A 21,141-nucleotide genomic window follows, 5' to 3' on the forward strand; every position below is an offset into this window, starting at 1 on the left:
GGACACGGAATGTCCATGGGTTACGGCTTCGGAAGTTCAACGAGCCTGCGGCCGGTGGGGCTACGCGATACCGGAAACTTCCTGCCCAAGCAGGGAGTCAGCCGACGATCAGGCTCATCGCCTCGGCCCGGGTGACCGGGTTGCGGAGCTGGCCGCGGACCGCGGAGGTGATCGTCTTGGCGCCCGGTTTCCGGACGCCGCGCATCGTCATGCACAGGTGCTCGCACTCGATCACCACGATCACGCCACGGGGCCGGAGGATCTCCACCAGGGACTCGGCGACCTGGGTGGTCAGCCGTTCCTGCACCTGCGGCCGCTTGGCGAAGACGTCGACCAGCCGGGCCAGCTTCGACAGCCCGGTGATCCGCCCATCCGTACCGGGGATGTAGCCGACGTGGGCCACCCCGGTGAACGGCACCAGGTGGTGCTCACACATCGACCAGACCTCGATGTCCTTGACCAGGATCAGCTCGTCGTGGCCGAGGTTGAAGGTCGTGGTCAGTACGTCCTCGGCGGTCTGCCCGAGGCCGGCCGTGATCTCGGCGTACGAGCGGGCCACCCGGGCCGGGGTGTCCCGCAGACCCTCGCGATCGGGGTCCTCGCCGATGGCGATCAGCAGTTCGCGAACGGCGGCCGCGGCCCGCGCATGATCGAAGGTCGGCGAAGTCACCCGGCCAACATAAGCGATGCCCCGGGATCCGTTGGGATCCCGGGGCATCGTCTCAGCTGGGTGTCACTCGACCGGCGGGGTCGGGCCTCCGCCGTAGTTCGGGCCCTTGGCCGCCTCGTCCGGTCCGATCGATCCGCCCGGGATGACGTCCTGGAGCGAGCCGTTCTGCTCGGCCCGCGGCAGCGGCATCACCGGCGGCTGCTCGGACGGGATCCGGGTCGAGGACCCGGTCCAGGCCGGCCGCAGCTCGCGCTTCTGGATCGGCTCGAACACCCGGGCGATCTCGGCCTTGTCCAGGGTCTCCTTCTCGAGGAGCTCCTCGACCAGGGCATCGAGCACGGCGCGGTTCTCGACCAGGATGTCGAACGCCTCCTGGTGCGCGTTCAGGATCAGCTTGCCGACCTCTTCGTCGACCGCCGCGGCGATCTCCTCGGAGTAGTTGCGCTGGCTGCCCAGGTCGCGGCCCAGGAACGGCTCGCCGGAGTCCTGACCGAACTTGATCGCACCCAGCCGCTCGGTCATGCCGTACTGCGTGACCATCGCGCGGGCGAGTGCGGTCGCCTTCTCGATGTCGTTGCTGGCACCCGTGGTCGGGTCGTGGAAGACCATCTCCTCGGCGGCCCGGCCACCGAGCATGTAGGCCAGCTTGTCGAGCATCTCCGACCGGGTGGTCGAGTACTTGTCCTCGTCCGGCAGCACCATCGTGTAGCCCAGCGCGCGACCGCGCGGCAGGATCGTCACCTTGTGCACCGGGTCGGAGTGCGGCAGCGCGGCAGCCACCAGAGCGTGGCCGCCCTCGTGGTACGCCGTCAGCACCTTCTCCTTGTCGGACATCAACCGGGTCCGGCGCTGCGGTCCGGCGATCACGCGGTCGATCGCCTCGTCGAGCGCGTTCTTGTCGATCTGCTGCTTGTTCAGCCGGGCGGTGAGCAGCGCGGCCTCGTTCAGCACGTTGGCCAGGTCGGCGCCGGTGAAGCCCGGCGTACGACGAGCGACCGCGCGCAGGTCGGCGTTGTCCGACATCGGCTTGCCGCGGGCGTGCACCTTCAGGATCTTCTCGCGACCCGGCAGGTCCGGCGCGTCGACCGCGATCTGGCGGTCGAAGCGGCCCGGGCGCAGCAGCGCCGGGTCGAGCACGTCCGGCCGGTTCGTCGCGGCGATCAGGATCACGCCGCCGCGGACGTCGAAGCCGTCCATCTCGACCAGCAGCTGGTTCAGCGTCTGCTCGCGCTCGTCGTGCCCACCACCGAGGCCGGCGCCACGGTGCCGGCCGACGGCGTCGATCTCGTCGATGAAGACGATCGCCGGCGCGTTGGTCTTGGCGGTCTCGAACAGGTCGCGGACCCGGGAGGCGCCGACACCGACGAACATCTCGACGAAGTCCGAACCGGAGATCGAGTAGAACGGCACGCCGGCCTCACCGGCGACCGCCCGGGCGAGCAGGGTCTTACCGGTACCCGGCTGGCCGTAGAGCAGGACGCCCTTAGGGATCTTGGCGCCGACTGCCTGGAACTTCCCGGGTTCCTGCAGGAACTCCTTGATCTCGCCGAGCTCCTCGATCGCCTCGTCACACCCGGCCACGTCCGCGAAGGTGGTCTTCGGGGTGTCCTTGGTGATCAGCTTGGCCTTCGACTTGGCGAAACTCATCACCCGCGAGCCGCCACCCTGCATCGAGTTCATCAAGAAGATGAAGACGACCGCGATCAGCAGGAACGGGATCAGCGTCGAGAAGACCTGGCCGATGAAGCTCGGCTTCGGGTTCTCCACGTCGTACTTCTCGATCTTGCCGTCCTGGAACAGCTTCTGCAGGTCGGTGCCCAGCGTCGTGCCCTGACCGTCGACCCAGTGCGCCCGGACCTTGGTCCCGTCGGTCTTCTCGACCCGGATCTCCTGGTCGGGATCGATCAGGGTGACGGACTTGATCGACTTGTCGCTCGACGCCGTGGCCTGCTGGATCAGTTGCACGACCTGGCCCGTGGGCTGGGTCTTGAACCCGGTCGAGCCGGTCAGGAGCTGTCCGATCACCAACACGCCCAAGAAGGCGATGACGATCCAGAACAGGGGTCCGCGGAAGATGCGCTTCACGTCCATGATCAGGGCAGGCGCCCCGTCCCTCCTAGCTCAGCAGGCCCGGGATAACGGGCTTGTGACGGTAATACCAGCTCAAGTGTCTCGTGTCGGGCAAGCGTGCCCACCACGAGGGTCACCGAACGACGGTACGACCCTGTCTACAGCCTGTCACCAAGTCCCCGTCTCGAGGTCCTTGACGGGTCAGCATGCCAGGGTTGCGCGGGACGTCAGGAGTAGACGTGCGGGGCGAGCGTCGCCACGCAGCGCAGGTTGCGGTACTTCTCCGCGTAGTCGAGCCCGTAGCCGACGACGAACTCGTCCGGCAGCTCCAGTCCGACGTACTTCACCGGGACGGCCATCTTGGCCGCATCCGGCTTGCGGAACGCGGTGCAGATCTCGACCGAGGCGGGCTGGCGGGACTGCAGGTTGCTGACCAGCCAGGTCAGCGTCAGCCCGGTGTCGATGATGTCCTCGACGATCAGCACGTGCCGGTTGGTGATGTCGGTGTCCAGGTCCTTCTGGATCCGCACCACACCCGACGACTTGGTCCCCGAGCCGTACGAGGAGACCGCCATCCAGTCCATCTCGACGTGCCGGCTGAACGAGCGGGCGAGGTCGGCCATCACCATCACGGCACCGCGCAGGACGCCGACGAGCAGCAGGTCCTTGCCCTCGTAGTCCTGCTCGATCCGACCGGCCAGCTCCCGGAGCTTCTCCTGGATCTGTTCCTCGGTGAAGTGAATCTGGGCCAGGTCCTTCTCGATGTCCGACGCATCCACGATGCTCAGCCTGTCATACCTTTTGCCAGGATGAGGAATCCGCCCTTTCTTGCTGCTTTGACAGCTTGTGGGAGGTCGATCCAGCGTTGGCCTCGCCAGTCGGTGATGAGGGCGTCGACGGCCGCGATGTGGCCGGCGGTGAGGTCGTTGGCGCGGCAACCGGCTTCCAGCGCAGCTTGTCTGAGCACCCGGGTGCGGAGCGCTGAGGGCTCCACCTCCAGTACCGAGACCTCGCAGAGCACTTCCCCCTCCGCGTGCTGCACGGCGGTCTCTGCCAGGTCAGCAGCCAGTACGTCGAGCGCGTCCGCGTCGGCACGCAGCAGCCCCGCAGTACGGGCCAGGGCCTCTGTCACGCCCGGGCCCAGCGCTTCCTCGAGCACAGGCAGTACTTCGTGACGCACCCGGACCCGCCTGTACTGCGGATCGTCGTTGTGCGGGTCGTGCCACGGGCGCAGACCCGATGCGATGCAGGCGGCGGCCGTAGTGCTCCTAGGCACCTCCAGCAGCGGCCGCCGGAGCGGGCCTGCGGTTGGAGCCATGCCCGCTAGCGAGCGGGCGCCGGAGCCTCTGGCCAGGCCCAGTAGGACGGTCTCTGCCTGGTCGTCGCGGGTGTGGGCTAGCAGGACGACATCCGCGCCTAACTCGTCGGCCGCGTCCCGCAGGGCGTCGTACCGGGCAGTCCTGGCCGCGCCTTCGGGTCCACCCTCGGTACCGACCTCCACTGCCCGCACGACCACGGGCTCGAGGCCCAGCCCGCGACACTGCTCGGCTGCTGTCTCCGCAGTCTTGTCAGACCCGTCCTGCAGCCCGTGGTCAACAACCACAGCTCCAGCCGTCAGACCCAGCTTCGGTGCCTCGAACGCAGTAGCCGCAGCCAGTGCCAAGGAGTCGGCCCCGCCGGAGCAGGCGACCAGCACGGTTGTCCCGCGAGGAAGCTCAGCCAAGGCAACCCGCGTCGCCTCCCGCACCCTCGCGACGGCGGGGTGAAGGCGGGGGCGGCCGGGTGCCCGCTCCTCCGGTGTCGGCTGGCCCATGCCGGCTTGGCGGTCAGCCGTGGAGTCTGGTGACCCAGGCATCGGGGTTGGCGATCTCGTTCTTGGTGGGGAGGGTGTTGGGGCCGGTCCAGACGCGGTTGAAGCCGTCCATGCCGACCCGGTCGACGACATGCCGGACGAAGGCTGCGCCGTCCTGGTACTGGCGCATCTTGGCGTCCAGGCCGAGCAGCTTCTTCAGCAGCTGGTCGAGCGGGTTGCCACCGGTCCGACGCGAGGTGAACTTGGACCTGATCGCGTCGACGGTCGGGATCACGCTCGGCCCGACACCGTCCATCACGAAGTCCGCGTGCCCTTCCAGCAACGACATCACCGCGGTCAGCCGGTCCAGTACCGCGCGCTGCTCCGGCGACTGCATCAGGTCGACCAGGCTCAGCTCCGCCTCACCCTTCACCGACCGCCCGAGCCGCTGAAGTGCCTCACGGAACATCGCCGCGTACGCCGACGCGTCCAGCTCCGCCTGGTCGAGGAACAGCGCGATCTCCGACCGCAGGTGATCCCGCAGCCAAGGCACAGCCGTGAACTGCACCCGGTGGGTCTCCTCGTGCAGGCACACCCACAACCGGAAGTCCCGCGGCACTACGCCCAGCTCGGACTCCACATGCATCACATTGGGCGCGACCAGCAGCAGCCGCCCGGTCAGATCGGGTCGAGCCGGGTCGGGCTCGGCCGGGTAGAACGGGTCGAACTGCCCGAGCACCCGAGAAGAGAGGAAGGCCAGCAGTGCCCCCGCCTCGATGGCGGTGACCCGGGAGCCGACACTGGCGGACAGCCCGCCCATGCGCTCCTGCTTCTCGCGCAGCTTGTCGGCCAGCGGCTGCAGTACCGTCCTGAAGCCGTCCGCGTTCGCCTGCACCCAGCCCGGCCGGTCCACGATGACCACGGGAGCCGTGGCCGAAGTCGCCTGCAGCCCGGTGAAGTCACGCACGTGATGCTCCGAGTCGGCAGCGAACTGCCGCAGCTCGGCGACCACCTGGTCCGCCTCGGCCCGACTGACCGCAGGCCCCGGCCGGAGCAGCTTGCGAGCCACCCCGATCGCCAGCTGCCAGTCGACCATCTCAGTCGCGGTACTACCTTCAGCCGTACTCATACATCGACCCTAGTGGCATGTTCCAACATGCGCTCGCTGTCAGCAGCCGCAGGCGGCCAGCGCTGAGGTCACCCGGTCCAGGGCAGCGCGGGCGTCCAGGGCCTTGGCAGGCGGCGCACTGTCGGTAGCTACGGCGAAGACCAGCAACGTCCCCGACTTGTCCCGTGCATACCCGGCCAGTGAGTGGACGCTGGTGAGAGTGCCCGTCTTGGCCCGGACCATGCCGGTACCAGTGGCCGTCCCCGGTCCGGCGAAGCGCTCCTTGAGGCTCCCGGTGAACCCGGCGATGGGCAGCCCGGTCAGCAGGTGGCGTAGCTGCGGGTTGTCCTCAGAAGCAGCCACCCGGACAGCACCGGCCAGCACCTCCAGCGGCACCTGGTTGGTACGGGACAGCCCGCTCCCGTCCTCGATCCGCGCCCCGCTGACGTCCAGCCCCAGCTTGGTCAGCGTCGCCCGCACCCCGGCCACACCACCGGTATAGGAGCCACCGTTCTTGGTCGCCAGTCCCACCTGCCGCAGCAGGACCTCGGCGCCGTCGTTGTCACTGTGCAGGTTGATGTACTCGACGATGTCGCCCAGCGTCGGCGAATCCACCTGAGCGAGAGCCTTGGCGCCCGCGGGCGCTACTGCCGGCTTCATCCCGGTCGCCTTGATCCCTACCTTCGCCAGCTGGGCAGCGAACGCAGTGGCGGCCGCTGCGGCCGGAGAGTCGGCCCGCTTGGCCATGCCGGCCGACAGCCGCCCCTCGTTCACCCAGAGCGCTGAGGTCCGGGCAGCGATGCCCTCGGTGAGGTAGTTCGGTTCCCACTTCGGGTTGGCGGCCGGCCCGGTGAACAGGCTGGCGTCGTACCCGAACGTGACGTTGGACACCCCATCCGCCTTGAGCGCCTTCGCAGTACTGGCGGCCAGGTCCTGCAGAGTCGCCCGGGCCGGGAAGTCCAGGGGGTCGGTCTGCCGCTTGGCGACCAGCAGCGGGTCACCACCACCGACCAGGATGATCGAGCTGCCGGAACGCACGACCTTGGTCGCGAACCGGTGCTCGGGGCCTAGCGTCTCCAGGGCCGAGACCGTGGTCAGGAGCTTCATGGTCGAGGCGGGGACGTACGGCTTCGCAGTACCGAGCGAGTAGAGCTCCTTGCCGCGGGACGCGTCGTACACGTAGACCCCGTGGTGCTTGCCCAGCGACGGGTCGGCCAGGGCGGCCGCCACTGCCTTCGCGATTCCGGCTGCGGTGGGTGCAGCGCCCTCCGTCTTGGCGGGGGCGAGTACCGGCGGCGCCGCCGTAGTACCGGCTGCTTTCTGCGATGCTCCCGGCACTGCTTGTGCACTAGTGACCAGTCCGGCCAAAACACCAGCGGTCAGCAGCGTGACGAAGACCGCACGGGAAGGACGGGCCACCTGGCTACTCCTGTCATTGCATCGGTCGGAACCGTGACAGTATCTGCCGTATGGAGTTCGACGTCTTCATCGAGATCCCCAAGGGCACCCGCAACAAGTACGAGCTGGACCACAAGACGAACCGGCTGCGGCTCGACCGCACCCTGTTCACGTCCACTCAGTACCCCTCCGACTATGGGTTCATCGAGGACACCCTGGGGCAGGACGGCGACCCCCTGGACGCACTGGTCCTGCTGCCGGAGCCGACCTTCCCCGGTTGCCTGATCAGGGCCCGGGCGATCGGCATGTTCCGGATGACGGACGAGAAGGGGCCGGACGACAAGGTCCTCTGCGTCCCGGCCGGCGACCCGCGCCAGGAGCACCTGCGCGACATCCACCACGTGCCGGAGTTCGACCGGCTCGAGATCCAGCACTTCTTCGAGGTCTACAAGGACCTGGAGCCGGGCAAGTCCGTCGAGGGCGCCAGCTGGGTCGGCCGCGCGGACGCCGAGGCCGAGGTCACCGCCTCCTTCGAGCGCCTGAAGAACGAAGGCCACTGAACCACCGTCGCCTTTCGAACGCCTGAAGAACAAAGGCACTGAACACCGTCGACCCATCAGCCCCGGCCACCGGCCGGGGCTGAGCTGTTTCCCCCGCAGGTTCAGTCTTCGGCCAGGCGGCTCAGTAGGCCCAGCAGCGTCTTCCGCTCGGCTGCGCTGAGGGGCTCGAGCCAGCGCGCCTCCGCAGCCAGTACGAGCTGGTGCAGCTCGCCCAACAGCTTCTCGCCGGCCGGCGTGATGGCGACGATCTTGCGCCGCCGGTCCGTCGGATCGGTCTGCCGCACGACATGACCCAGCCGCTCCAGCTCGTCGAGCACCGAGACGAGATCGCTGCGGTCAAAGGAGATCCGGTCAGCCAGCGCCGCCTGTGCCGCGGCGCCGTCATCGGCCAGGCTCGCGAGCACGTGGTAGTACTGCGTCCGCACGTTCGCCGCCTGCAGCTCGCGCCGGGCCAACCGCTGCCACTGCTGGCTGGCCCTGGCCAACTGCCAGACGACCCGATCGCCGAGGCGGTGCTGGGACGACTTCACCCTGCTCACTCTAGAGCTGACCCCGCCGATCCCTTATCGTAGGAACATCCCATTATTTACAACTCCCACGATTTGGAGCCGGCAGATGCGCGCGATCCGGTACTACGAGCACGGCGGCCCGGAAGTCCTCCAAGTGGCCGACGTCCCCATCCCCGAGCCCACCGACGGCCAGGTGCTGATCGAGGTCAAGGCGGTCGGCGCGAACGCGATCGACACCACGTTCCGCAGCGGCAACACCCCTTGGCCCCGGCCGCTTCCCGGCGCGCTCACCGGTGATGTGGTCGGCCGCATCACCCGAGTTGGGTCGGACGTACGTACCGGCGTACAGGTTGGTCAGCGAGTGGCGGCCTTGTCGGAGGACGCCTTCGCCGAGCAGGTGGTCGTCGACGCCGAGTGGTTGGCGCCGATCCCCGACGATGTCGACGCCGGGCAGGCGACCACACTCTCGATGCCCGCTCCCCTGGCGCTTCGGCTGCTCAAGGCGGGGCAGCTCCAGCGCGGCGAGACCGTCCTCATCCAGTCGGCAGCGGGCGGCATCGGGCATCTGGCGGTCCAGTTGGCCCGTGCACTCGGGGCAGGAACAGTCATCGGTACTGCGTCCTCGGCCAGCAAGCTCGACTTCATCCGTGAGCAGGGCGCTGACCTGGCCGTCGACCTCAGCGACGGCGACTGGACGGAGCAACTGCCGCCGGTCGACCTCGTCCTGGACTCGGTCGGCGGCAAGACCTTCGATCAAGGCCTGAAGGCACTCGCACCGCTCGGCCGGATGGTGACGTACGGCGCGATCAGCGGCGAACTTCCCACCGTCCACGCCAGCAGCCTCTTCAACCTGGTCTCCGTCACCGGCGTCGCCCTGCTCGCCTGGCGATCCGCCCGGCCGGCCGAGGCGCGCGCCGACATCACCGAAGTCACCCGCCTCCTGCAGTCGGGCGACCTCCGCCCCGTCACCAGCACCCACTTCCCTCTCACCGAGGTCAGGAGCCTCCACCAAGCCCTCGACGCTCGCACCAACCTCGGCCGCCTGATCGCGACGCTCTGAAGCGGACCAGCGCCGAGACCGACGAGGCAGTCGCTACCAGCCGATCAGCGAGTACGACATCGGGGCCGTGCGATCGGCGATCGAGTTCAGCTCGCTCGGCGCGTCGGAGCCGCCACGCGTCGACGGCGGCTCCACGACTCCGAGCTGATGGTCCGTCGCCGTCCGAGCCGCCGACCTCGCACCGGCTCGCCGCCGGTTAGCCGGCCGGACCACCGACATCGCAGCCGCGATCATCGAGCTGCTGCGCAATGACTTCATCACTGGCACCTGTCCCGCACGCCGACGGCGGAGATCGGCTGGTCTAGTCGTTCAGGAACTGAAGCGCCTCACGCTTACTGCCCCACGCCGGAAACCTCAGGGGCGGCCGAAGAAGTCCGGGGCTTCCCAGTAGTAGATGCTGTCCGTGGTCACCGGCCGGCCGGGCCGCGGCGCGTGGATCATCCGGCCACCACCGAGATACATGGCCACATGGAAGATCGTGCCGGGGTCGTTCGAGTCCTCGGCCCAGAAGATCAGGTCGCCGGGCCTAAGGTCGTCCTCGGAGATGTGCTTGATCTGCTCGTACTGCGCGACGCTGTAGTGCGGCAGTTGCACACCGGCCTTCTTCCAGGCGCCCATCGTCAGCCCCGAGCAGTCCCACGAGCTCGGACCGGCGGCCGCCCAGATGTAGGGCTCACCCAGCTGCGCGAGCGCGAAGTCGATTGCAGCTCGGGCACCGCGCGAGTTGTGCCCGGAGCCACCATCGTGCTTCTTGCCGCCGCCACCCTTGCTCGGCTTGTGCCTCTTCGGGGGCTTCTTCTCGTCTTGCTTGTTGTTGTTCCGCTCTTCGCGAGCCTTCCGCGCCGCTTCCTCGCGAGCCGCCCGAGCCTCGGCCGCCTCCCGCGCGGCGATCCGCCGACGCAGTTCCTCAGCCTTCTTCGCGGCCAGCGCCGCAGCCCGCTGCCGGGCCAGCTCTTCCAGCCCGCGCTGACGCTGATTGGCCACCTGCACCGAGGTGTTCCGCAGTACGGCGAGCTGAGCAATCTGCTGCCGACGCTGCGTGCCGATCGACGCGACCGCCGACCGCTGCTCGGCCTCGGCCGCCTCAGCCGCCTGCTTGGCCTTGGCTGCCTCGTCGCTCGCGGCCTTCACCTTGGTGACGGCCGCGTCCTTCTGCAGCTTGAACGCGTTGGTGACCACCTGGCTCGCGGTGTACCGGAGGTACGAGCCCTGCATCGCCTGCGACACCGAGCGCGCGGCGCCGGCGGAGTCGAGCAGCTGCTGCGGACCATCAGCGGTGAACAGCGGCCCGAGCTTCGCCAGATCACCACCGCCCTGGTACGACGCTGCCGCGAACCGGCCGATCTGCTGCCGCTGAACCGCGAGCGTCTTCTCGGCCTTGTCGGCGCGATCCCCAGCCGCCTTCGCCTCGGCCTGCGCCTGCTGCAGCCGGTACATCGCGCCGTTGTAGAGCTCACCGGCCTTGGCCGCCTGGACGCCGAGCTGCTCGAGCCTGGCGCCGGCACTCGCGAGCTGCTGCTCGATGGCGGCGACCTGCCCGGCCTTCGCGGCGGCCGCCTTCTTCGCGGCGTCGACAGTGGATTGCGACGGAATGACCGGCGGCTTGGGATCAGCCTGAGCCGGTACCGCGATCAACCCCATGGTTCCCACCAGGGAGACCGCCAGCACCCCCGAGATCGTTCGCATCGGGTCTTCCTTCCGCCGAGCCCAATTGGTCCATCTGGACCCAATACGTGACACTAGTTGCCTCTAGCCCCATTGGGAACACTAATCCCACTAATAACTTTGTTGCACCTGCGTGTCGGCTTGACAAACTACAAGCTTGTAATTCACGCGCAGCAAAATCGGCGCCCACCTGCGCAGGTGGACGCCGACTTGTTGAGCCGAAAGCTACTTGAGCGTGAAGGTGCCCACGACCGGCAGGTGATCGGAGCCGTTGGTGGTGATCACCGCGGACGCCAGCGGCTCGACGCCCTGGCGGGTGTGCAGCAGGTAGTCGATCCGCGCGGTCGGGTTGTCCGCCTCGATCGTGTAGCCGGGACCGACCCCGACCTCGGTCCAGGTGTCGCGCCAGACCTTGGTGAGGGTGGTGATCTCCGGCGAGGTCGGCCGCGCGTTCAGGTCGCCGACCAGGATGGTCGGGATCTTCGAGTCGTCCAGCAGCTCGACGACCTTCTTCGCCTGCTCGAGCCGCTCGGCGTTGTTGTTCGAGGTCAGGTGGGTGTTCGCGAGGCGCAGGTAGACGCCGCGGATCTTGATCGCCGCCACCGACAGCCCGCGCTGCTCACCCGTCGGGTACAGCGGCAACAGGGTGTTCTTGAAGTCCTTGATCGGATTCTTCGACAGCACCGCGGTCCCGTACTGCCGACGCGGCTCACCCGGGTTCAGCGGCGGCAGATCGAGGTTGGCCGCATAGGCATAGTGCATCTTCAGCCGGGCGGCGAACCACGCCGCCTGGTCCACCCAGTTGCTGCGCTCACTCCAGTGGTTGTCGACCTCCTGCAACCCGACCAGGTCGGCGCCGGAGTCCTCGATCACCTTGGCGATCCGCTCGAGATCCAGTACGCCGTCCGTCCCGGCGCCATGGTGGATGTTGTACGTCAGCACCTTCAGCGGCTGGCCGGGCTTGTCCGCTCGGTCGCTGCCCTGCGTGTTCGCGGCGGCCGCCGACGGCAGCACCATCAGCAGCCCCGCGAAGGTGGCGAGCAACCGGGTAGGAAGTTTTCGCATGACCCCATCCTGGCCGTCAACAGGCGACACCCGCGCGAAGTACGGGTGTCGCCACGCTGAACTATCTAGCGGCCAACGGCCAGTCGTGCGACCCGGCCGTCCTTGCCGGAGCCCCAGCAGCCGGCCTTGGCGCCGTGTCCCGCGCACTCCACGCTGTCGAAGTACCCGTCGTCGAACTGCGTCCAGCTCCGCCCACCGTCCAGGCTCACGTCACTGCCCGTCGGCCCGACAGCGACGAAGGTCGCCGCCGACCACGGCACGAAGGCCGACCCGCTGCGGTACTTCTTCGGCGCCTTGTCCGCCGGAACCAGCTTCCAGCTCCGCCCGCCGTCAGACGTGTACGAGGCAGCCTTCACCGCGTCGCCGGTCGTCCCGAAGTCGCCACCGACTGCAACCCCGTGCAGCTGACCACGGAAGGAGAGGCTGAAGATGCCGGCCGCCTCGCCACTGGCCATCGGCGAGTCGGTCACCTTCCAGCTCCGCCCGCCGTCGACGGTCCGGAACACCCGCGGCACCGCACCGCCACCGGTAGCGAACCACGCCGTCCGGCCGGCACCAGCCACCAGACAGGTCCCGCTGGCCGCGAAGGCGAACTCGCCCGGCAGCGCCGCCGGCATGCCCTTGGTCGACTGCACCTTCCACGACTTGCCACCGTCGGCGGTCGCCGCGATCCGGAACTTGCCGTCCACCGGGTCGCTCAACGCGAGTCCGTGCCGGGAGTTGTTGAAGTCGAGGCAGTCGTAGAACGCAGTCGGCTCGGTGTTGCGGAACGCCTCCGACCAGTGCTTGCCACCATCGGCGGTCCGGTAGATCCGCGAGTCCTCACCAACCCCGATCGCCAGGATCACGGCGTGCTGCGCATCGAACGCCTCGACGTCGCGGAACAACAGCGTCTGTCCGGGCGGGCTCACGTTCTGCCACTTACGGCCGCCGTCGACAGTCCGCAGTACCTGCCCCGCACTCCCCGCAACCCACGCCACATTCTTGTCCACCGCGGCCAGCCCGCGAAATTGCGCGGCACTCCCCGTAGGTTTCAAATCCCACTTGTACTTGGGCCCGTGGTGCCCGACCGCTTGAGCCGGCACCAACTGGGACATCGCGAGCAGGACTCCAGCCGCAAGCGCGGCAATGCGCAGGGTCTTCATGTCGGGAAACGTAATACACCGACCCGACAGAACAGAAGGTCCGGACTTGCGAACGGTGTTTCAGTGGCTGTCGGTTGCCAGGGGTCGACGGTTGGTCACGTAAGTGTGGTGTTTGTTGCGGGTTGCTGAGGTGACTGTGATTCGCGGTCTCCGCTGATCCCGCGGAGAGGTATGAGCCGATCAGTCACCTTGACAAAGGTTGTCGAGGGCAACGGGTGGCGACGGGTGCACCCACAACTCGCCGGGGCAAGCACTTACTCCCGCATGTCGGAGCGGATCCTGGAGGTTGTGCCACTGGCGTGATGCTTGACGCCAGCGGCCCGAAACCTGCTGTTGGCCCAGCCCGTCAGGGCCGGGCGACGCGATCCACAGTCCTCACCAGCAGCAACCCCGATTCCACAACACGGAAGCATTGCGCCCGAAGTACCGGAAAGCTCCGGTACTTCGGACGCAGCGCGTAATCGGTCAGCTCAGTTTGAAGGACTGGGTGGCGCCGCCGTTGCAGGTCAGCTGGACCAGTTGGGTGCTGTCGGCGGTGGATCCGCCGGGGACGGTCAGGCACTTGCTGCTGAGGCGGCTGACGAAGTGGAAGTAGCCGCTGCCTTCCGAGACCGCCTGCCATTGCTGGTTGGTGCCGTTGCTGTAGGTCCACAATTGCAGGCCGGCGTTATCGGCTGCCGACACACCCGTCACGTCGATCACCTTGGTGGCGTCGCTGTGGTTGTTGACGCGGGTGAAGCCGCCCGAGGTCGGCTGGAACTGGAACTGCTGGGCCAGGGTGCCGTTGCAGGTGTACTGCTGGATGACGGTGCCGTTCGCGGTACCGGCCGCGCGGGCGTCGATGCACTTGCCGTTGCCCTTGTTGGCCGCGGTGTACCACGCGTTGGCGTCCGGCTGGTCGACCGGCGGGACGGTCGTACCGCCGCCACCGAGCCACTTGATGGAGTCCATCAGGAACTGGTTCTGCGCCGGGCTGTCGAAGGTCGACGAGGTCCGGGTGTTGGTGTCGTAGTTCATCGCGTTGTGGCCGAAGTTGGCGTAGATCACCTTGTAGTTCTTGTTCGTCCACACGATCGGGTAGTAGCCACTCGTCCAGACCTGCGTCGTACCGACCGGGAAGCTGGACGGGTCGATCGACGCCAGTACCTGGATGTTCGGGTTGTTGCGCAGGTCGTTCTGCCAGCTGTACCACTCACTGACCGACGAGCGGAACGTCGCCGGGGTGTTCGCCAGCGCCGGGTGCGACCGGTTCTCGGCCTTCAGTGTGACGGCGGTCGGCAGCCACGTGTTGCTGACGAATCGGCCGGTGCCCAGCAGGGTGTTGTTGAACCACGGCCAGCCACCGCTGGAGTCGTTGTAGTTCGAGACGTGGAAGCCCAGGAAGCCACCACCGTTCTCGATGTAGCGCTGGAACCCGGTCCGCTGCGCGTCGCTGTGCGGCGAGTCGTCCAGGAACATCACCACCGCGGCCTGCGCGGTGGTCAGGGAGTTCAGCCGGTCCCAGTTGTTCGTCTGCTCGTAGGTGAAGCCGTTCTGAGCACCAAACTGCGGGAACCGGACCGCCGCCTCCTTCTCGAAGTCGATGTGCGCGGCGTCGAAGGTGCCGCTGTAGAACGCGAGCACCTTGAAGGTCGCGTCGGTCTTGTCGGGTGCGGCCACCCGGGCGAACGCGCTGGCTGAGGTCAGGCTCAGACAGGCGACCACCAGGAGGGCCAGTAGTCGGGCGATAGTGCTCTTGCGGACCATGTGCATGGGGGCGGGTCCTTCCGTGAATTACTACTTCAATGGGCGATAACGAAGTCCGTATCCGAACGGAAACAGCGGCGTCTGCCCGTCGCCGACGTTGATGGGTTGTTGCGCGGCGCTCTTCATCCACGTCACCGGCAGCTGCCCGGTCGGGTTGTAGTCGCCGAACAGGACGTCAGCGACGCCCTGGCCTTCCGTACCCGGCAGCCAGGCGGCGATCAGCCCGGCCCAGTCGGGCAGCTGCGCTGCGATGTCGAGCGGCCGCCCGGAGATCAGTACGACGACCACCGGTACGCCGGTTGCCTTCAAGCGGGCCAACACGTCCAGATCCGCCTGGTCGAGTCCCATGGCAGCCGGCCGGTCACCCTTGTCCTCGGCGTACGGGGTCTCGCCGATCACCGCGACCGCGACGTCGTACGAGTCGTCGACGCCCGTCGCATCCTTGCTGTAAGCAACGGTCGTCGACGGTGCCGCCGAGTGCCGGATCCCTTCCAGGATGGTGGTTCCGGGCGTGACCGGGCCGCTCGCGCCTTGCCAGCCGACGGTCCAGCCGCCGGCCTGGTTGCCGATGTCGTCGGCGTTCTTGCCGGCCACGAAGATCTTCTGGCCGGCCTTGGCGAGCGGGAGCACCCGGCCGGTGTTCTTCAGCAGTACCTGCGATTCGCGGACCGCCTGGCGGGCCAGGTCGCGGTGCTCCTTGCTGCCGATGGTGTCCAGGAAGCTGCGATCGGTCAGCGGGTGCTCGAACAGCCCGAGCTCGAACTTCTTGGTCAGGATCCGCCGGTTCGCGTCGTCGATCCGGGCCTGCGGAATCCGGCCGGCCAGTACTTCGGCGCGCAGCGTGTCGATGAACTGCTTCCACGCGAACGGCACCATCACCATGTCCATGCCCGCGTTGATCGACGCGGTCACCTCGGCCGGCGTGAACCCGGCCTGGCCGTCGATCTTGTCGATCCCGTTGTAGTCCGAGACGACGATGCCGTCGAAGCCCAGCTCGCCCTTCAGCACGTCGTTGATCAGGTAGCTGTTCGCGTGCATCTTGACCGAGTTGACGCTGCTGTAGGAGATCATCACCGAGCCGACGCCACGACGGACGGCCTCCTTGAACGGCGGCAGGTGGATCGCGCGCAGCTCGGCCTCGCTGATGTTCGTCTCGCCCTGATCCTTGCCACCGTCGGTACCGCCGTCGCCGACGTAGTGCTTGGCGGTCGCGAGCACCGAGCCCGGATCGGACAGGGACTTGCCCTGCATACCGTTGATGATCGGGGCCATCGTCCGGGCGAGCATCGGCAGCTCACCGAACGACTCGTACGTCCGCCCCCACCGGTCGTTGCGCGCCACACACAGGCACGGCGCGAAGTTCCAGTCGATGCCGGTACCGGAGACCTCCTCGGCCGTCGCCCGGCCGATCTTCTCGGCGAGCACTCCGTCGCGGGTGGCGCCGAGGCCGATGTTGTGCGGGAAGATCGTCGCGCCCTTGACCCCGTTGTGCCCGTGCACCGCGTCGACCCCGTAGATCAACGGGATCCCGAGCGGCGACGACAACGCGGTCCGCTGGAACCCGTCGTACATGTCGGCCCAGGTCTCCGGCGTGTTCGGCGTCGGCTGGGAGCTCCCGCCGGACAGCAACGACCCGAGCCGGTACGTCGCCACGTCCGCCGGATTGGTGATGCCCAGCCGCTCGGCCTGGATCATCTGGCCGAGCTTGTCGTCCAGCGTCATCCGCGCCATCAGGTCCTGCACCCGGACCTTCACCGGCTGGGTGGCGTCCTTGTAGGTGGGTACGGCGTCCGCAACCGGCGAGGCCGGCGCAGGCGCGGGAACAGCCAGGACGAGCGCTCCAGTGAGGAGGCCGACGAGGGCAGGCAACAGCTTCCGAGCGGGCATTGGGCGGATCCCCTCAGCGAGCATGGTGTTACGTAGGGTTCAGAAATTCAGGGCTTAAATTAACCCACGGCCGAACCCTGGTAAAGACTTCGGCAAGCCTTTTCCGAAAAGATCTTCAGTTTTCCGCGCCGAGCAGCCGCTGGCTGCCGAGAACGGAGAGCAGTTCGAGCCGCTCGGCGCTCACACTGCCCGGCTGCGCGGTGAAAACCAGCAACGTTTGCTGCTGCTCCAGGTCGTCGAGAAGCTGACAGTGCAGCTCCAGCTCGCCGACGCTCGGATGCAGGAACCGCTTGACCCCCACATGCCTGATCCCGACCTCGTGCACGTCCCAGAGCCGGCGGAACTCCTCGCTGCCCTCCAGCAGAGCCCGCACGATGCTGCCGGCCTGCGACTTGTCTCCGTCGGTGGCATAGACGGACCTCAGCCCCGACACCATGACGCGGCTGTGGTTGGCGCGCGTCTCCTCCTCGGCGTACAGGTCCCGGCTGCCCTCGCTCAGGAACCATCGATGGGCAGCGCTTCGATCGAGTCCCTCGAAGTTCGTCAGGTCGCCCTCGAAGGCGATGTCGAGCGGCGTCTGCAGCAACGTCTCGCCGAGCCGGTTCATCACCTGGGCAGGAGTGTCGCCGAGGCGGTCCATGATCCGCAGCAGGCCGGGGTTCACGTGGTTGCCGCCGCTGGTTCGTGGTGGCACGCCATGGCCCGCGAGCACGTAGAGGTGGTCGCGCTCGTCCAAGGTCAACCGGAGTGCGCGCGCTATCGCGGCCAGCATCTCGGTCGACGGTTGGGGGCCGCGGCCGCCTTCGAGCCGGCTGTAGTAGTCCGTGGACATCACGGCGAGCGCAGCGACCTCTTCGCGCCGCAGGCCCGGAGTACGGCGTCGGCGGCCGCGTGGCAGGCCGATGTCCTCTGGCTGCAACGCCTCGCGGCGCTTGCGCAGGAAGTCCGACAGTTCCCCGTAGTCCATGACTCCATTGTTCAGCAGCTGGGCGCGTTAGCCACTGCTTGTCGAGCAGTGGCTGAACCGGGCCTGGTTGCCCGGCCTTCGAACCTGAAGGCTGGAGCCATGAAAACCACAGGGAACACGATCTTCATCACCGGCGGTACTTCGGGACTCGGGCTGGGCCTGGCGCTGCGCTGGCACGCCCTCGGCAACCACGTGATCATCGGCGGCCGCCGCAAGGAGCTGCTCGACCAGATCGCGACCCAGCACCCCGGCATCGACACGGTCGTCCTCGACGTCGACGACCCGGCCTCGATCCAGTCGGCGTACGACGAGGTCACCACGCGCTACCCCGACCTGAACGCCCTGCTCACGATGTCCGGCATCATGCGGGCCGAGAACCTGCTCGACCCCGCGCACGTGGAGACGGCCGAGGCGATCATCACCACCAACCTGCTCGGCACGATCCGTACCATCGCGACCTTCACACCGTTCCTGGTGACGAAGCCCGACGCGACGATCCTCACGGTGTCGTCGGGGCTGGCGTTCACCCCGCTCGCGCTGACGCCGGCGTACAACGCGACCAAGGCCGCCATCCACAGCTACAGCCAGAGCTTGCGACTGCAGCTGGCCGGCACCGGCGTACAGGTGATCGAGCTGATCCCGCCGGCGGTACAGACCACGCTGATGCCAGGTCAGGAGACCAGCGAGCACGCGATGCCGCTGGACGAGTACCTGACCGAGACGATGGACCTGCTCGCCGCGCAGCCCGACGCCGAGGAGATCACCGTCCAACGGGTCGGCTTCCTCCGCGACGCGGAACGCGAGAACCGGCTGCCCGAAGCGATCGCGGCCCTCAACAGCCACTGACCTCGCGGCGCAGCACTAGTCGGCCAGCGCTTGCTCGATCCGTTCGACCTTGGCGGTGAGCTGCCCTGTGAACCCAGGCCGAATATCAGCCTTCAACACCAAACTGACCCGAGGCGACACAGCAGCAACAGCCTCCACAGCCTGCTTCACCACCGCCATCACCTCGTCCCACTCCCCCTCGATGTTGGTGAACATCGCGTTGGTCTCGTTCGGCAGCCCGGAGGCGCGAACGACGCGGACCGCCTCAGCGACCGCCTCGCTCACGCCCCCGGTCTCGTCCCCACCGGCCGGGCTGATGCTGAATGCAACGATCATGCAGCCCAGCCTAGATGTCGTCCTGCAATCTGCCGGCTGCTTCCTCCTCGGCCCGGCGCTCGGCGCCCGACGTGGTCAGCAGCACCTTCTCCTTGATGAACAGGACAGCGATCAACGCGAGTACCGCGAACGGGACCGACATCATGAACAGGTCGGCGGTTGCGTCGCCGTAGGCGTTCTCGACTACTGTGCGCGCCTGCTCGGGGAGGTCGGCGATGTTGGGGACGGTGCCGCCGCCGGAGGAGGAGCCGCCTGGGTTCAGGGTTTCGGTGACCTTGTTGGCGAGGATCGCGCCCAGGACGCTGACGCCGATCGTGCCGCCCATGCTGCGGAAGAAGCTGACCGCCGACGTGGCCGCACCGAGCTCACGCGCCGGTACGTCGTTCTGCGCGGCGAGTACCAGGTTCTGCATCACCAGTCCGATGCCGACCCCGAGCACCACCATGAACGCCCACAGCATGTACTTCGAGGTGTGCGCGTCGATCGTGCCGAACAGCGCCAGCCCGATCGGCAGCAGCACGCTGCCGATCACCAGGTAGATCTTCCACTTCCCGTACTTCGTGATCAGGCCACCCGCGATCGTGGAGGCGACCATCATGCCGAGGATCAGCGGCAGGCTCATCAGCCCGGCCTTGGTCGGCGAGTAGCCCTGCGCGATCTGGAAGTACTGCGCCAGGAACACCGATCCGCCGAACATCGCCAGACCGACCAGCGCGCTGGCGATGATCGACAACGTCACCGTGCGGTTGCGGAACAGGTCCATCGGGATGATCGGCTCCGGGTGCCGGCGCTCGACCAGAACGGCCGCCACCAAGGCCACCACGGCCACGCCCACCAGCAGGAAACTCCAGCCGGAGGCCCACTCGAACTTGTTGCCCGCGAACGACGACCACACGAGCAGCGTGCTCACCCCGGCGGTGATCAGGAACGCACCCCACCAGTCGATCTTCACCTCACGCCGCACGGTCGGCAGCTTCAGCGTGCGCTGCAGCAACACGATCGCGGCCAGTACGAACGGCACGCCGACCAGGAAGCAGGCCCGCCACCCCAAGGGCGAGTCGACCAGAAAGCCACCGAGGAGCGGTCCACCGACAGTCGCCGAAGCGAAGATGGCGCCGAAGATTCCGGAGTACCGGCCGAGCTCGCGCGGCGGGATGATCGCCGCCATCACGATCTGCACCAACGCGGTCAGACCGCCGGCGCCGAGACCCTGCAGGACCCGGCTGCCCAGCAGCACTTCGATGTTCGGGGCGAAGCCGGCCACCAGCGAGCCGACCACGAAGAAGCTCAGCGACAACTGGACCAGCAGCTTGTTGTTGTAGAGGTCGGCGAGCTTGCCCCACAACGGCACGGTGGCCGTCATCGTGAGCAGCTCGAGGGTGACCACCCAGGTGTACGACGACTGGCTCGCGCCGAGGTCGTGGATGATCCGCGGCAGCGCGGTCGAGACGACCGTACCGGCCAGGATCGCGACGAACATGCCCATCATCAGGCCCGAGATGGCCTGGATCGTCTGGCGCGGGGTGAGCTGGGCGGCCGGGGCGTCGATGACATCCGCCCCGGCCGGGTCCGGCGAGGGCGAAGAGGTCGTTGTCATGCTTGACCTTTCTGATCGGTACGGGAATCTCGGGTCGGGTCGTAGTGCGGATCGAGGCCGGTCGCCAGCAGGCTGAAGCCCTCGTCGACGAGGGCTCTGATCGAGCGGTCCGAGCCGGCCTTGCGCTGCTCGACCGCCACCCGGACGGCCATCGAGGTCGCACTGACGATCAAGGCCGGGAGCGGCGAACCGAGCGGCTCGCCCATCTGGTCGCCCAGCGCCGCCGCGAGGTCGCGCTCGTCCTCGCTGCCGAGCACCACGAACTGGGCCAGCAGGTTGGGCGACTCGGTGATCAGCCGGATCCGCTGCGCCAGCGCGGTCTCCTGGTCCTCGATCGACTCCAGGTCGTCGAGCACCCGGGCCACGATCGCCCGCATCGTGGCGAACGGCGACTCACCGGCCGGCGCCTCGCGGATCCGGCGCAGCGCCAGCTCGAGGTCGTCCGGGTCGCGGCCGAGGATGGCGTGTTCCTTGTGCGAGAAGTAGTTGAAGAAGGTCCGCACCGAGACGTCGGCCGCCTCGCTGATCTCCTCGACCGTGACGTTGTCCGGCCCCTTCTCCAGCGCCAGCCGGAGCGCCGCGGCGGTCAGCGCCGCCCGGGTCTCCCGCTTCTTGCGCTCCCGCCGGCCAGGCGCGGCAGTCTCCTCGATCTCCATCACGGATCCACGGTACTCAAATTTGCAGTCACTGCAAATTGTTATTGCTGCAATTTTGCAGAACTGCACAATCGGGCACGTGACG

20 protein-coding genes are annotated in these 21,141 nt (G+C 67.6%); 3 read left to right on the top strand and 17 right to left on the bottom strand.

Annotated features, from left to right (window positions below; translation table 11 throughout):
- Positions 1 to 97: 97 nt before the first annotated feature.
- From folE to dacB, 6 genes are all read right to left on the bottom strand, one after another.
- Positions 98 to 670: a GTP cyclohydrolase I FolE gene (folE, locus tag OHA70_RS07805; RefSeq protein WP_328330090.1), complete on the bottom strand. Its 573-nt coding sequence runs from the start codon at positions 668 to 670 to the stop codon at positions 98 to 100.
- Between the two features lie 63 nt (positions 671 to 733).
- Positions 734 to 2,761 (bottom strand): ATP-dependent zinc metalloprotease FtsH, encoded by a 2,028-nt coding sequence (ftsH, locus tag OHA70_RS07810; protein WP_328330092.1) that lies wholly within the window; start codon positions 2,759 to 2,761, stop codon positions 734 to 736.
- 206 nt (positions 2,762 to 2,967) lie between these two features.
- Positions 2,968 to 3,519: a hypoxanthine phosphoribosyltransferase gene (gene hpt / locus OHA70_RS07815; protein WP_328330094.1), complete on the bottom strand. Its 552-nt coding sequence runs from the start codon at positions 3,517 to 3,519 to the stop codon at positions 2,968 to 2,970.
- A 5-nt stretch (positions 3,520 to 3,524) separates the two neighbouring features.
- Positions 3,525 to 4,595 (bottom strand): tRNA lysidine(34) synthetase TilS, encoded by a 1,071-nt coding sequence (gene tilS / locus OHA70_RS07820; RefSeq protein WP_328330096.1) that lies wholly within the window; start codon positions 4,593 to 4,595, stop codon positions 3,525 to 3,527.
- Positions 4,567 to 5,661: a zinc-dependent metalloprotease gene (locus tag OHA70_RS07825; protein ID WP_328330098.1), complete on the bottom strand. Its 1,095-nt coding sequence runs from the start codon at positions 5,659 to 5,661 to the stop codon at positions 4,567 to 4,569. Before OHA70_RS07825 ends, tilS begins: the two co-directional genes overlap by 29 nt.
- Before the next feature lie 39 nt (positions 5,662 to 5,700).
- Positions 5,701 to 7,059, bottom strand: coding sequence for a D-alanyl-D-alanine carboxypeptidase/D-alanyl-D-alanine endopeptidase (gene dacB / locus OHA70_RS07830; protein WP_328330100.1), 1,359 nt, complete (start codon positions 7,057 to 7,059; stop codon positions 5,701 to 5,703).
- Between the two features lie 50 nt (positions 7,060 to 7,109).
- Between dacB and OHA70_RS07835 the strand changes: the two genes are divergently transcribed.
- The gene (locus tag OHA70_RS07835; RefSeq protein ID WP_328330102.1) at positions 7,110 to 7,598 is read left to right on the top strand and encodes an inorganic diphosphatase; all 489 of its coding nucleotides are present in this window, start codon (positions 7,110 to 7,112) and stop codon (positions 7,596 to 7,598) included.
- A 101-nt stretch (positions 7,599 to 7,699) separates the two neighbouring features.
- On the opposite strand, the gene OHA70_RS07840 is transcribed toward OHA70_RS07835, so the two are convergent.
- Positions 7,700 to 8,128 carry a MarR family winged helix-turn-helix transcriptional regulator gene (locus OHA70_RS07840; protein WP_328330104.1) on the bottom strand — a complete coding sequence of 143 codons (429 nt, stop codon included), beginning with the start codon at positions 8,126 to 8,128 and terminating at the stop codon, positions 7,700 to 7,702.
- A gap of 85 nt (positions 8,129 to 8,213) precedes the next feature.
- Between OHA70_RS07840 and OHA70_RS07845 the strand changes: the two genes are divergently transcribed.
- Complete coding sequence (locus OHA70_RS07845) at positions 8,214 to 9,167, top strand: quinone oxidoreductase family protein (RefSeq protein ID WP_328330106.1); 954 nt, start codon at positions 8,214 to 8,216, stop codon at positions 9,165 to 9,167.
- Between the two features lie 33 nt (positions 9,168 to 9,200).
- Here the strand turns inward: OHA70_RS07845 and OHA70_RS07850 are convergent, their stop codons facing one another.
- The 7 genes from OHA70_RS07850 to OHA70_RS07880 form a co-directional block, all read right to left on the bottom strand.
- Positions 9,201 to 9,425 (bottom strand): hypothetical protein, encoded by a 225-nt coding sequence (locus tag OHA70_RS07850; RefSeq protein ID WP_328330108.1) that lies wholly within the window; start codon positions 9,423 to 9,425, stop codon positions 9,201 to 9,203.
- 96 nt (positions 9,426 to 9,521) lie between these two features.
- The gene (locus tag OHA70_RS07855; protein WP_328330110.1) at positions 9,522 to 10,853 is read right to left on the bottom strand and encodes a C40 family peptidase; all 1,332 of its coding nucleotides are present in this window, start codon (positions 10,851 to 10,853) and stop codon (positions 9,522 to 9,524) included.
- A gap of 204 nt (positions 10,854 to 11,057) precedes the next feature.
- Positions 11,058 to 11,897: an endonuclease/exonuclease/phosphatase family protein gene (locus OHA70_RS07860; protein ID WP_328330112.1), complete on the bottom strand. Its 840-nt coding sequence runs from the start codon at positions 11,895 to 11,897 to the stop codon at positions 11,058 to 11,060.
- Between the two features lie 65 nt (positions 11,898 to 11,962).
- Positions 11,963 to 13,042, bottom strand: a complete 1,080-nt coding sequence (locus tag OHA70_RS07865) for a WD40/YVTN/BNR-like repeat-containing protein (protein WP_328330114.1) — start codon at positions 13,040 to 13,042, stop codon at positions 11,963 to 11,965.
- 465 nt (positions 13,043 to 13,507) lie between these two features.
- Complete coding sequence (locus tag OHA70_RS07870; protein WP_328330116.1) at positions 13,508 to 14,794, bottom strand: ThuA domain-containing protein; 1,287 nt, start codon at positions 14,792 to 14,794, stop codon at positions 13,508 to 13,510.
- Positions 14,795 to 14,818: 24 nt separating this feature from the next.
- The gene (locus OHA70_RS07875) at positions 14,819 to 16,675 is read right to left on the bottom strand and encodes a glycoside hydrolase family 3 protein (RefSeq protein ID WP_328330118.1); all 1,857 of its coding nucleotides are present in this window, start codon (positions 16,673 to 16,675) and stop codon (positions 14,819 to 14,821) included.
- 115 nt (positions 16,676 to 16,790) lie between these two features.
- Complete coding sequence (locus tag OHA70_RS07880) at positions 16,791 to 17,642, bottom strand: helix-turn-helix transcriptional regulator (RefSeq protein ID WP_328330120.1); 852 nt, start codon at positions 17,640 to 17,642, stop codon at positions 16,791 to 16,793.
- A gap of 99 nt (positions 17,643 to 17,741) precedes the next feature.
- Here OHA70_RS07880 and OHA70_RS07885 point away from each other — a divergent pair, with 99 nt between their 5' ends.
- Positions 17,742 to 18,488 carry an SDR family oxidoreductase gene (locus OHA70_RS07885; RefSeq protein WP_328330122.1) on the top strand — a complete coding sequence of 249 codons (747 nt, stop codon included), beginning with the start codon at positions 17,742 to 17,744 and terminating at the stop codon, positions 18,486 to 18,488.
- A 15-nt stretch (positions 18,489 to 18,503) separates the two neighbouring features.
- On the opposite strand, the gene OHA70_RS07890 is transcribed toward OHA70_RS07885, so the two are convergent.
- Genes OHA70_RS07890 through OHA70_RS07900 form a run of 3 tightly spaced genes read right to left on the bottom strand, consistent with a single transcriptional unit; the run spans position 18,504 to position 21,056 of the window.
- Positions 18,504 to 18,803 (bottom strand): thiamine-binding protein, encoded by a 300-nt coding sequence (locus tag OHA70_RS07890; RefSeq protein ID WP_328330124.1) that lies wholly within the window; start codon positions 18,801 to 18,803, stop codon positions 18,504 to 18,506.
- A gap of 10 nt (positions 18,804 to 18,813) precedes the next feature.
- A complete protein-coding gene (locus tag OHA70_RS07895; RefSeq protein ID WP_328330126.1) occupies positions 18,814 to 20,400 on the bottom strand; it encodes an MDR family MFS transporter in 1,587 nt (528 codons plus the stop codon).
- Positions 20,397 to 21,056 (bottom strand): TetR family transcriptional regulator, encoded by a 660-nt coding sequence (locus OHA70_RS07900; RefSeq protein WP_328335057.1) that lies wholly within the window; start codon positions 21,054 to 21,056, stop codon positions 20,397 to 20,399. The genes OHA70_RS07895 and OHA70_RS07900 overlap by 4 nt, the downstream gene beginning before the upstream one ends.
- Between the last annotated feature and the right edge of the window lie 85 nt (positions 21,057 to 21,141).

This window comes from Kribbella sp. NBC_00382, assembly GCF_036067295.1.
Classification (GTDB): Bacteria; Actinomycetota; Actinomycetes; order Propionibacteriales; family Kribbellaceae; genus Kribbella.